The sequence below is a fragment of the Aquimarina sp. Aq107 genome (assembly GCF_943733665.1).
Classification (GTDB): Bacteria; Bacteroidota; Bacteroidia; order Flavobacteriales; family Flavobacteriaceae; genus Aquimarina.
This window is the reverse complement of sequence record NZ_OX030782.1, coordinates 1408854-1421592: the sequence shown is the minus strand read 5'-3', so window position 1 is coordinate 1421592 and position 12739 is coordinate 1408854. Positions and strand designations below refer to the sequence as shown.

General features: G+C 33.5%; 10 protein-coding genes. 7 read left to right on the top strand and 3 right to left on the bottom strand.

Annotation, left to right across the window (positions count from 1 at the left end):
- Window positions 1–42: 42 nt before the first annotated feature.
- Together NMK29_RS05720 and NMK29_RS05715 are read left to right on the top strand one after the other, a co-directional pair.
- Window positions 43–948, top strand: coding sequence for a lysophospholipid acyltransferase family protein (locus NMK29_RS05720; RefSeq protein WP_108802618.1), 906 nt, complete (start codon window positions 43–45; stop codon window positions 946–948).
- A gap of 77 nt (window positions 949–1025) precedes the next feature.
- Window positions 1026–1925: a lysophospholipid acyltransferase family protein gene (locus tag NMK29_RS05715; protein WP_108802617.1), complete on the top strand. Its 900-nt coding sequence runs from the start codon at window positions 1026–1028 to the stop codon at window positions 1923–1925.
- A gap of 47 nt (window positions 1926–1972) precedes the next feature.
- On the opposite strand, the gene glmM is transcribed toward NMK29_RS05715, so the two are convergent.
- Entirely contained in the window at window positions 1973–3361 is a 1389-nt protein-coding gene (gene glmM, locus NMK29_RS05710) for a phosphoglucosamine mutase (protein ID WP_108802616.1), read from the bottom strand.
- 121 nt (window positions 3362–3482) lie between these two features.
- On the opposite strand from glmM, the gene NMK29_RS05705 reads away from it, so the two are divergent.
- The 4 genes from NMK29_RS05705 (at window position 3483) to NMK29_RS05690 (ending at window position 7517) form a co-directional block, all read left to right on the top strand.
- Window positions 3483–4067, top strand: coding sequence for an ACP phosphodiesterase (locus NMK29_RS05705; protein ID WP_108802615.1), 585 nt, complete (start codon window positions 3483–3485; stop codon window positions 4065–4067).
- A gap of 20 nt (window positions 4068–4087) precedes the next feature.
- On the top strand, window positions 4088–4453 hold the full coding sequence (locus tag NMK29_RS05700) for a toxin-antitoxin system YwqK family antitoxin (protein ID WP_159092150.1): 366 nt from the start codon (window positions 4088–4090) through the stop codon (window positions 4451–4453).
- 16 nt (window positions 4454–4469) lie between these two features.
- Window positions 4470–6179 carry a gamma-glutamyltransferase gene (gene ggt / locus NMK29_RS05695; protein WP_108802641.1) on the top strand — a complete coding sequence of 570 codons (1710 nt, stop codon included), beginning with the start codon at window positions 4470–4472 and terminating at the stop codon, window positions 6177–6179.
- A gap of 282 nt (window positions 6180–6461) precedes the next feature.
- Window positions 6462–7517 carry a T9SS type A sorting domain-containing protein gene (locus tag NMK29_RS05690; RefSeq protein WP_108802613.1) on the top strand — a complete coding sequence of 352 codons (1056 nt, stop codon included), beginning with the start codon at window positions 6462–6464 and terminating at the stop codon, window positions 7515–7517.
- A 132-nt stretch (window positions 7518–7649) separates the two neighbouring features.
- Here NMK29_RS05690 and NMK29_RS05685 read toward each other — a convergent pair whose 3' ends face one another.
- Window positions 7650–8960, bottom strand: coding sequence for a CoF synthetase (locus NMK29_RS05685; RefSeq protein ID WP_108802612.1), 1311 nt, complete (start codon window positions 8958–8960; stop codon window positions 7650–7652).
- A gap of 199 nt (window positions 8961–9159) precedes the next feature.
- Window positions 9160–11067 carry a molecular chaperone DnaK gene (gene dnaK / locus NMK29_RS05680; RefSeq protein WP_108802611.1) on the bottom strand — a complete coding sequence of 636 codons (1908 nt, stop codon included), beginning with the start codon at window positions 11065–11067 and terminating at the stop codon, window positions 9160–9162.
- A gap of 235 nt (window positions 11068–11302) precedes the next feature.
- Between dnaK and NMK29_RS05675 the strand changes: the two genes are divergently transcribed.
- Complete coding sequence (locus NMK29_RS05675; protein ID WP_234424228.1) at window positions 11303–12730, top strand: L-serine ammonia-lyase; 1428 nt, start codon at window positions 11303–11305, stop codon at window positions 12728–12730.
- Window positions 12731–12739: the final 9 nt, after the last annotated feature.

The following is a 12739-nucleotide window of genomic DNA, read 5'->3' as shown; positions in this document are numbered from 1 at the left end:
AAGCTAAAATAGATTATCTTTAGCCGCTAAAAATAGAATTTAATGCAATTAGTGATTTATAGTTTAGTATATCCCATACTTTGGATCATATCTAAGCTACCATGGAGATTATTTTACTTATTTTCAACTTGTGTTTACATCCTTACTTATCATATTATAAGGTATCGAAGAAAAACAGTAACGGAAAATTTAAACTTAGCTTTTCCTGATAAGAATACCAAGGAAATAAATCGCATTCGAAAAGCTTCATACAAACATATGTGTGATATGTTCTTAGAAATGATTCGTTCTTTATCCATAAGTGAGAAGGAAATCGTAAAGCGTTTTCACATTACCAATCTAGATGCCATAGTAGATTTAGAGAATAAAAACAAAAGCATCATTACGATGATGGGTCATTATAATAGTTATGAATGGACCAATTCGATTGATTTAATAAGTAAGTTTAGATGTGTTGGAATTTACAAACCAATCAAGAACAAATATTTCGACAAGTTAGTACATAGAATTAGAGGCCGATTTAACTCTAGATTAATCCCAAGTGCTAAAGTTTTTAGAGAAATGACTATGGATCAAAGAAAAGAGAATCCTGAATTAAGTTTATATGGTTTAATTTCTGATCAATCACCTAAACTTAATAATGCAACATTCTGGACAGACTTTATGGGAATAAAGGTACCGGCATTTGTAGGAGGAGAAGTTCTTTCTAGAAGATTAGGTCTTAGTATATTTTATCTTCACGTAGAGAAGATAAAAAGAGGATATTATGAGGCAACGTTGGTTCCAATTTCTGAAGATCCAAAAAATGAAGAAGAATACGCTATTACTAAGAGATTTACAAAATTACTTGAAGAACAAATCAAGCATAAACCAGAGAATTATTTATGGACTCATAAACGATGGAAACATCGCAGTGCTAAACCTCCTAAGGATGCTGTAATTGCTTAAAATTTCACTTTTATTTAAGATTACACTAAGATTTTTGAACCTCAAATAATTTTATATTTGTAGGCTAAATTAACATAATGCAACTATTGGTATATCGCCTTGTGTATCCAATTTTATGGATTATTTCTAAACTACCGTGGCGTCTATTTTATATGTTTTCTACTTGTGTATACATTTTTGTATATCACATTATTGCATATAGAAAAAAAGCTGTTACAGAAAACTTGACACTGGTTTTTCCTGAAAAATCTTCTGAAGAGATCTCCAAAATAAGAAAAGCATTTTATAAACATATGTGCGATATGTTTTTAGAAATGATTAAATCAATTTCTATAAGTGATAAGGACCTTCTGGATCGATTTAAAATTATCGATATTGAATCTCTTAAAAAGCTAGAAGCAAAAAACAAAAGTATCGTAGTCCTAATGGCACATTATGCCAGTTATGAATGGGCTACAGTTACACAATTACTAATTGATTTCCCAACAGTTGGTGTTTATAAACAAGTTAAAAACAAATACTTCGACCAGTTAGTACATCGCATAAGAAAACGATATGATGCAAGACTTATCGCAAGTTATAATGCCATGAAAGAAATTACACGAGATAAGGTTAACGGTAAATTATGTTCCTATGCATTCTTATCTGATCAATCTCCAAGTCTTAATAAGGCAACATATTGGACAGATTTTATGGAAATCAAAGTACCCACTCATGTTGGTGGAGCAGTATTAGCTAAAAGGCTAGATATGTCCGTGGCCTATTTACAAGTAGAAAAAGTAAAAAGAGGGTATTACCAAGCTAGATTTATTCCAATTACAGAAAATGCAAAAAACTGCGAAGATTTTTATATTGTGGAAACTTACTTAAGAATGGTAGAGACACAAATTCGCAAAGCTCCGGAATATTATTTATGGACACATAAGCGATGGAAGCATCGTAATGCAGAAATACCTAAAGATGCAACAATACATTAATCAAACACTCTTGTTAATTGGATTAACAAGAGTGTTCTGAAATAATATTAAATTCCTGCTATTTCCTTTAGAACAGCGATTGTATCATTTGCTAATTGATCCGCTTTTTCCTGACTTAAAGCTTCCGTATATATCCTGATAATAGGTTCGGTATTACTTTTTCTTAGATGAACCCAAGAATCACTAAAATCCACTTTTACCCCATCAACCATACTAACTTCTTCCGCAACATGTTTGTTATGAAATCCTTTTAAAATTTCATCAACATTTAATTCTGGAGTTAATTGCACCTTATTTTTACTCATAAAATACGATGGGTAACTATTACGTAACGCACTTACACTGCACTTCTTCTCAGCCAAATGTGTTAAAAACAATGCAATACCAACTAGAGAATCTCTTCCGTAATGTAACTCTGGATAGATAATACCGCCATTTCCTTCTCCTCCAATGATTGCATTATTAGCTTTCATTTTTGAAACTACATTCACCTCTCCTACTGCACTAGCTTCATACGTGCCATTATGTTTTTCGGTAATATCTCTTAATGCCCTACTAGAAGATAAATTAGATACCGTATTACCTGGTGTTTTACCTAATACAAAATCAGCACAAGCAACTAATGTGTATTCTTCTCCAAACATTTCTCCATCCTCACTCATAAATGCCAAACGATCAACATCTGGATCTACAGTAAGACCAAAATCTGCTTTTTCCTTTACAACAAGTTCTGATAAATCAGTTAAATGTTCTTTTAGAGGTTCTGGATTATGTGGAAAATGTCCATTAGGCTCACAATAAAGTTCCACTACCTCAACACCCATCTTTTTAAGTAATTTTGGAATAGCTATTCCCCCAGTAGAATTAACTGCATCCACAACAACTTTAAAACCTGCTTCTTTAACGATTTCTGAGTTCACTAAAGAAAGATTCAACACCTCTTCAATATGCTTATCAATATAAGTATCATTTGTAGTTATTGAACCTAAATCATCTACTTCTGCAAACTGATAGTCATCATTTTCTGCTATATCTAAAATCTTTTTTCCGTTTTCTGCATTCAAGAACTCTCCCTTACCATCTAATAACTTAAGTGCATTCCACTGTTTTGGATTATGACTTGCGGTTAAAATAATTCCTCCATCTGCTTTTTCTAAAGGAACTGCTACCTCAACAGTAGGAGTGGTTGACAATCCTAAATCCACAACATGAATACCTAAGCCTATTAATCCATTCATTACTAATTGCTGAATCATTGACCCAGAAATACGGGCATCTCTACCGACAACCACAATAGGATGTTCTTTATTTGTCTCTGCCTTTAACCAGCTTCCATAAGCTGATGCAAATTTAACTGCGTCAATAGGTGTTAAATTATCTCCTACTTTTCCCCCAATAGTTCCGCGAATACCAGATATTGATTTGATTAATGTCATATATCGATTGATTATTTTTTGTTTTTAACAAATGTACGTGCTACAAGTCATTACCACAACCCTATGATTAAAGTTTACATAAAAACAATAACAACTTTCCAAAAAATTGTAAATTCACATAATGAATTTTTTAGCCCATATCTACCTTTCTGGAGAAGATCAAGAACTTAAAATAGGTAATTTTATTGCCGATTCTGTTAAAGGAAAAAAGTTTGCTCAATTCCCAGAACGGATACAACAAGGTATTACTCTTCATCGTAAAATAGACTCATATACCGATAGTCATCCAATTGTAAGAGAAAGTGTTTTGAGATTATTCCCAAAATATGGACACTACAGCACTGTTATCGTGGACATATTATATGATCATTATTTAGCTGTATATTGGAGTGATTATTCTAAAATTCCATTAGATAAATATGTCTCTGATTTCTATACGTTATTACAAGAATATTATGAAGTTCTTCCAAAACGAGTACAGGATTTTCTTCCCTATATGTTTCGTGACAATTGGCTACTTAGTTATGCTACAATTCCAGGGATAGGAAGAATTCTTTATCAAATGAACCATCGCACTAAAAACAAATCAAAAATGAACTTTGCCGTTGTAGAACTAGAACAGTATTACAATGAGTTCGAAAAAGAATTCCGATCTTTCTTTGAAGAATTAGAGTTGTTTACAAAAAATGAAATGAGAACGCTGTGAAAATATTATATCTTTTTTTATTGCTCCTGATATTTTCTTGTAATAAAAGAGAAAGCAATGTTACAATAAAAAACATATGTGATGAAGAAGTCATTATAACTACTAAAAATGGATATACTAAAAATTACTATCCTAATTCAATAAACTTAGAAAGTCTTGGCCATTATAATAACGGAATTAAACAAGGCTTTTGGAAATATTTTTATCGAAACGGAAATGTAAAAATAGAAGGGCATTATCAAAACGGTAAAAAACAAGGATATTGGAAAGAATATCATACCAATGGAAATGTAAAGTCTGAGGGACATATAGATAATTGCAAACCTTCGGGTTATTGGAAATTTTATGATAAAAACAACAACACAATTAAAGAAATTAACTACTAATAAAACATCTAACACTATGCGATTACTTTATCTCTTACTTTTTATTCTAGTTATCTCATGTAAGACCAATCCAGAATCAAAACAAGAAATTGTTTCTGAAACAAAACCTGTTTTTGGTGTAATTGAAAAAAATGCGATGGTTGTATCTGCACGAGAAGAAGCTTCTAAAATTGGTAAAGATATTCTCCAGAAAGGTGGTAATGCTTTTGATGCTATGGTAGCGACAGAAATGGCATTGGCAGTTTCTTATCCGTATGCCGGTAATCTAGGAGGTGGTGGGTTTATGGTGTATAGAAAAGCTAATGGAGAAACTGGCGCTATTGATTATCGTGAAAAAGCTCCTCTCGCCGCCTTTAAAGATATGTATCTCGATGAAAATGGAGATCCAATCCCAGAAAAAAGTCAACTAGGTTCTTTAGCAGTAGGTGTTCCTGGCACAATCGCTGGTATTTTCAAAGTACACGAAAAATTTGGAACACTCTCTATAAAAGAGTTGTTAACTCCTGTGGTAGAACTTGCTAAAAAAGGGTATGTAGTTACAGAAAATCAAGAAAAACGGCTTAACCATTTTAAAGATCTGTTTATTGAAACCAATAAAGACACCATCCTTTATGCTCAAACAATTAAAGCAAATGACACCCTTAAAAATCCAACGCTAGCAAAAACACTTGAGCGAATTATTAAGAATGGAAAAAATGAATTTTATAAAGGAGAGACGGGAGAAAAATTAGTTGCATATATCCAATCACAAGGTGGAATAATGACTATGGAGGATCTAAGCAAATACGAAGCTAAATGGCGGGATCCAGTTAAATTCTCATATAAAGATCTAAATATTATATCAATGTCTCCTCCTTCTAGTGGTGGAGTCTGCTTAGCACAAATCATGAAGATGATCGAACCATATGATCTTAGTACATACGGACATAATACTCTAAAATCGATACAAATTATAACAGAAGCAGAAAGAAGAGCTTATGCAGATAGAAGCTTCTATTTGGGGGATCCAGATTTTGTGAAAATTCCAATCGACACTTTAATAAGTGATGCATACTTATCACAAAGAATGGATGATTTCGATATGGATAAAGCTACGTTATCTACAGATCTTAGTTACGGAAGTATTCCTGGGTACGAAAGCAGTGAGACTACTCATTACTCTATTGTTGATCAATTCGGAAATGCAATCTCTGTAACTACAACATTAAATGGTGCATATGGTTCTAAACTTTATGTTCCTGAACTAGGTTTCTTTCTAAATAATGAAATGGACGATTTTAGCGCTAAACCTGGAACTCCTAATATGTTTGGGCTTCTTGGAGCTAAAGCTAATGCAATTGCTCCAGAAAAAAGAATGCTTAGTTCAATGACTCCAACCCTTGTCGAAAAAGATGGAAAATTATGGATGTCCGTTGGAACTCCTGGAGGATCTACTATTATCACATCTGTTTTACAAACTATCCTAAATGTAAAAGAATATGAAATGACCATGCAAGACGCAGTAAATGCACCTCGTTTTCATCATCAATGGCTACCAGATGTTGTTGTTTTTGAACCTAATTCATTTGACAAAAATGTGCTAGATAGCTTAAGAAGTAAAGGATATAAGACGAACGAAGAACAAAGTAGAATCATTGGTAAAGTAGATGGTATTTTAGTATTATCTGATGGAACTTTAGAAGGAGGTGCTGATAAACGCGGAGATGATGCGGCAGTTGGATTTTAAAATCAAATCTTCCTTTTACCAAAAAACAAGAACCATATATTATTCTAAACTTGTTAACTATAAAACACTACTATTACTATAAAAAAAGTTAAAAAATTTAAATTTTCATAATAACAATAAGCTTCATAGCCCTTTATTCAGAGCTAATGCAACAATATTATCATTAATTGCAACAATTATTACATTAGAGATTTATCCTTAAGAATACATTAGTGGAAACTTAATTAACATTGTTAAAACGTAAACAGATTTTAAAAAATACAATGTTTAAAATATGTAATTATGATCAAAAAATTATTTTCACTCCTACTATGCTTATGCTCTATTTTCAGTGCAACTGCACAATATTCGATTAGTTATAATTCTGCAGACCCTGTTACTGTTGTTGCCGGTCAATCTATAACATTAAATTATACATACTCGGCATCCATGGAAGTTGGTGCTCAATTTCAGATTTTTGAAACTGATAATTCAGGTATTTTTGGAGGCGCCACCGCCATAGGAACTGCAGTAGCTGAATTTCCTACGCTAGATGCAGGAACAGATGTTATGGGTACAATTACTCTTAATATTCCAGCCAATTTACCATTAAGTTCTTCTCTTTCAGGAACGGAATATCGTATTTTTGGAAAACTATCTTCCGAAGCAAATTCTGATGCTACGGCAGATGTAACTTGGGATACTGGAGGAGTATATCCTTCTATAATAGTTACATCTCCTCCTTATTCTATAACATACGACTCTGCAAATCCAGTTACTGTAGCCGCTGGAGAATCTATAACATTAAATTATACGTATACAGCATCTATGGACGTTGCAACACAATTTCAAATTTTTGAGGCGGATGTTCCAGGTATATTTGGCGGAACTACTGCAAACGGTACTGCTGTAATTGTTACTCCGACTGTTGTAGCAGGAACAGATGTGTCAACTACAGTTACTCTTGACATACCCTCAGATCTCCCAATAAGTTCATCACTTTCAGGAACCAAGTATTACATTTTTGGAAAATTGTCTTCCGCGGACAATCCAGATGCAAGTTCTGATGCGGATTGGAGCGTCTCTGGAGAATACCCAGAAATCACTGTTTCGCCAGTACTTAGCACTAATGATTTTACCGCTTTCGATAGAGACAAATTATACTTTAATAATGCTTCAACATCTTTAGTTATCAATGATATAAATGATATAAAATCTTTGAGTATTTATAATACTATCGGTAAAAAAGTATACGAAGTTGAAGATATAAAAAACGCAACAAATATCAACTTATCAACACTTCCAAAAGGGCTATATATCGCACGATCTGATTCGAGGTTTTTAAAATTTATTAGATAAAAAAATAACAGAATTAAAAACTATTACGATCAGAAAAATAAACAAAAGCCAATGATGCATTTCATTGGCTTTTAAATATTGTAAAACACTATCCATTTAATGAATTCAATACTTCGAAAAGCAACTGTTACCTTATAACTTCGAATGATAGGTGTTTGTAACTTCTCTTCTCTTTCCAGAAGAAAGCAAGGGGATTTCATCTACATACAATATATCTATACGAGCATTTTGACCCAAATACCCTTTAAATTCTTCTAACATTTTAGCTTCATCTACCTTCTTATCCGTATTTAATTTGATCTTATAGCTCTTTTCACCATACTGAACCAACTGAAACTGTTTATAATCACCATATTTACATAGCTTATAAGAAACATGAGAAGGAACTATACCTCCTTTAGTATCATAAATCAAATCTAATTTTCTACCTTCAATTGACGAGAGATAACTGATATTATTTTCATCTAAACTTATAACTCCTATATCTCCTGTATCATATCGAATTATTGGCATTGCATAATTATGTAAATCAGTAACAATAATTCTCCCCCTTTCACCTGGAGGCACTGGAACATCTTTATAGAAATCAAAAACCTCAATAAAATAACTTGCAGAATTGATAATAAATTTAGAACGTCCCTGTGTATTATCTTCTTGGGCTAAAATTCCATTCTCATTATTAGAATATCTTGAAATTGGTGAAACCCCAAAATACTTTTTCATACGATTTCTCACATAATCATTAAGCCCTTCTGACATCGTAATAATTGACTGCACATTGGTATCTACAGGATCTGCCTCTACCTTATCAAGGTGTTGACAAATTTTAGTAAACGCAGAAGTGTATCCCAGAAAACTCTTTTTTGAAGAATTTAATCTTAATTCTTTTATAAAAACTTCTATTTCTTTATCCGAAAGTTGGAAAACACTTTTAGGATATATGTTCTGCCACCAAAATCTCGAAAGTATATTATGCTTGTAATTATCAGGCCAAATTTTTACATAAATTAATTTTTGCCCGATCTCATATCCTGATTGATAAGAAAAATATAAATTATCTCCTGTATTACGACAGCGTTTACTCATATTCTGTAACACAGAAAATGGAGCTCCCGTAGAACCGCTAGTAGAAACTAACACACAATTCTTCGCTTTATATTTAGAAGATCTAAACTCTTCAAAATTATCACGAATTATGTTTTTATTAATTACTGGAAAATCTAAAATTGAATTATAACCTGAATGTTTCTGATAAAACCAGGTAGTACTAACAGCATGCTGGAGTATTTCCTGAAGATATGCATCTTTTTTAGCTTGAACGGATTGAGAATTTGGATTTTCAATCAGTTCTTTAATATCATTAAAATGGCTTTTGATATCGTTTCCCTTAAGAACATCAAAAAACCAAAAGATTTTTCTACGAAAAACTTGTGATAGATTCATTAGTATATTCCATTACTTTAACCCTATATATAGGTAGTATAGCGATTTCCTCTATTAAGAATAACTGTGTGTGAATAAAATTATAAATCGGGGTATTATTAAGCCTTGATAAAAGTAAACTTTTTTTTGTTATTCATAAATATAAACATAAAAAAAAGCACAGTTTTCACTGTGCTTTTACAATATACAATAACAAATGTTATTTTACTTCTTCAAAATCTACATCTTCTACATCACTTCCTTCAGAATCTCCTCCTTCTGGTTGTGCTCCAGCTTCTGGGCCTGCTGCACCACCTTGTGCTTCGGCTTGCGCCTTATACATTTCCTCACTAGCTGCTTTCCAAGCTTCATTCATTTTATCAAGTGCTGGCTGTATAACTGCAAGATCCTTAGTTTCATAAGCTTTCTTTAATTCTTCTAAAGCTTCTTCTACTGGCTTCTTATTATCATCAGAGATCTTATCACCAAACTCTTTAAGTTGTTTTTCCGTCTGGAAAATCATTCCATCCGCTTCATTCAACTTATCTGCAGTTTCTTTTGCTGCTTTATCTGCTTCAGCATTCGCTTCTGCTTCCTGCTTCATTTTCTCGATTTCTTCTTCTGTTAATCCTGAAGATGCTTCGATACGAATATCCTGTGACTTATTAGTAGCTTTATCAGTAGCAGAAACTTTGATAATACCATTAGCATCTATATCAAAAGTAACTTCGATCTGTGGTGTACCTCTTTGTGCCGGTGGAATTCCATCTAAGTGGAAACGACCTATCGTCTTGTTATCTGCTGCCATAGGGCGTTCTCCTTGTAACACGTGAATTTCTACAGAAGGTTGATTATCTGCTGCCGTAGAAAAAACTTGTGATTTCTTCGTAGGAATCGTCGTATTAGCTTCGATCAACTTAGTCATAACATTACCCATTGTCTCAATACCTAGAGAAAGTGGTGTTACATCTAATAACAATACATCTTTTACATCTCCTGTAAGAACTCCTCCTTGGATAGCAGCTCCAACAGCAACTACTTCATCAGGGTTTACTCCTTTACTTGGTGCCTTACCAAAGAACTTCTCTACTGCTTCCTGAACTGCAGGAATACGAGTAGAACCTCCTACTAATATAATCTCATCGATATCACTTGTAGATAAACCTGCAGCATCAAGTGCAGTACGACAAGGATCGATAGTACGTTTTACCAAATCATCAATCAATTGATCAAATTTAGCTTTTGTCAATGACCTTACTAAGTGCTTAGGACCACTAGCTGTAGCCGTTACATATGGTAAATTAATTTCTGTCTGAGAAGAAGAAGATAATTCTATCTTCGCTTTTTCTGCAGCTTCTTTAAGACGTTGAAGTGCCATTGGGTCTTTACGTAGATCCATATCCTCTTCACTCTTAAATTCCTCTGCTAACCAGTCTATAATTTTCTGATCTACATCATCTCCTCCTAAATGTGTATCTCCATCAGTTGATAATACTTCGAATACACCATCTCCTAATTCTAAGATCGATACATCATGAGTTCCTCCACCAAAATCAAATACAACAATCTTCTGATCGGTACCTTTTTTATCAAGACCATATGCCAATGCAGCCGCAGTAGGCTCATTGATTATTCTTTCTACTTTAAGACCCGCAATTTCTCCAGCTTCTTTAGTAGCCTGACGCTGTGCATCATTAAAATAAGCTGGTACAGTAATTACAGCTCTAGTTACATCTTGTCCAAGATAATCTTCTGCAGTTTTCTTCATTTTTTGAAGCGTCATTGCAGACAATTCTTGTGGTGTATATAAACGACCATCGATATCAACTCGAGGCGTATCATTATCTCCTTTTACTACTTTATATGCAGCTCTATCTGCTTCTTTTGCGGATTCAGAGAATTTGTTTCCCATAAATCTTTTAATAGAAGAGATTGTTTTAGTAGGGTTAGTTACTGCCTGACGCTTTGCAGGATCACCCACCTTAATTTCTCCTCCTTCTACAAATGCAATTACAGACGGAGTTGTTCTCTTTCCTTCTGCATTAGGGATAACAACAGGCTCATTACCTTCCATCACAGAAACACAAGAGTTTGTTGTCCCTAAATCTATTCCTATTATCTTACTCATATTAGTATATAAATGTTTTAGTGTTGTTCTAAATTATTTATTCCACTTAAGTCAATGATTATGCCACGACAATTTATCTGACAGGATGTCATTACTTTATACTAAGTGCTATAATATTTGAAATACTTTCAAAAAATAAAACCAAATAAGCAATCTAACTATTTAATAAAAAAAAGTGTTGTTTTTTATCAATACCCTATATTTACCAACATAATTTTATACTCAATTAGGAATTATGGAATGTATCAGTGTTTTTGATATGTTAAAGATCGGTGTAGGTCCTTCTAGCTCTCATACCTTTGGTCCTTGGAGAGCCGGACGACGTTGGATTGCAGAGCTTAAAAAAAATAACCAGTTTCATCTGGCAGAATCAATAACAGTTGATCTATTTGGATCTTTATCCCTTACTGGTAAAGGTCATGCCACAGACATAGCTTCTATATTAGGCTTGTGTGGTTATGATCCCCAAACAATTGATGTAACTGCTATTTCTTCTATTATTGAAGATATAAAACTGAACAAAGTTTTATTATTTAATAAAGAATTGGCTATCAGTTTTAATCCAGAAACCCAAATTGTATTTAACAGAGAGTTTAAAGAATTCCATCCAAATGCTATAACATTTACAGCTACTCTTAAGGATGGAAAAAAAACAGCTTCAACTTTCTACTCTATTGGTGGTGGTTTTGTAGTTCAGGAAACCCGAAAAAGAGAAAAGAAAAAGATGGAAGCATTTAGAGAATTCCCTATGCCAATTCAAAAAGCTACAGATCTCTTAGAATATTGTAAAAAGAAAAATAAAAAAATATCCGAAATTGTATTAGAAAACGAACTTTCTCTTCAGACGAATAAAGAAATAGATGCAAGAATAAGAGACATTTGGGATGTTATGCTGGAATCTATGTACCTTGGTTGTCATACTGAAGGAACGCTTCCTGGAGGTTTAAATGTAAGACGTAGAGCATTTGACACTCATAAAAAATTAATCAACAATTCTGCGACTTATACTAATCCAACAGAATGGATCGAATCTATTAGAGATACTGAGGTGAAATTTCGCCAGATACTAAAATGGGTATCTTGTTTTGCTCTTGCTGTTAACGAGGTAAATGCTTCCCTAGGAAGGGTAGTTACTGCCCCAACAAATGGAAGCGCGGGAGTTATACCGGCAGTTATGATGTATTACATGGTTATTGAAAATCACGATGCGAATTTTGATGATATAAAGCAATTTATGCTAGTTGCAGGAGAAATTGGTAGTTTATTTAAAAAAGGTGCCACAATATCCGCAGCAATGGGTGGGTGTCAGGCAGAAATTGGAGTTTCTTCTGCAATGGCTGCAGGAGCTTTGACTGAACTAATGGGTGGAACACCTGAACAAGTAGTAATGGCAAGTGAAATTGCTATGGAACATCATTTAGGGCTAACCTGCGACCCTATTGGTGGATTAGTGCAAATCCCTTGTATCGAACGTAATGCAATGGGAGCCATAAAAGCAATTAATGCCTGCGAAATGGCTTTAGACGCTAATGCAGCAAATGCCAAAGTCCCTTTAGATAAAGTGATAGAAACTATGTGGGAAACTGCAAAAGATATGAATACTAAATATAAAGAAACCAGTGAAGGAGGTTTAGCTATCAAAGTAAGTTTAAGCGACTGTTAATATGAGCTA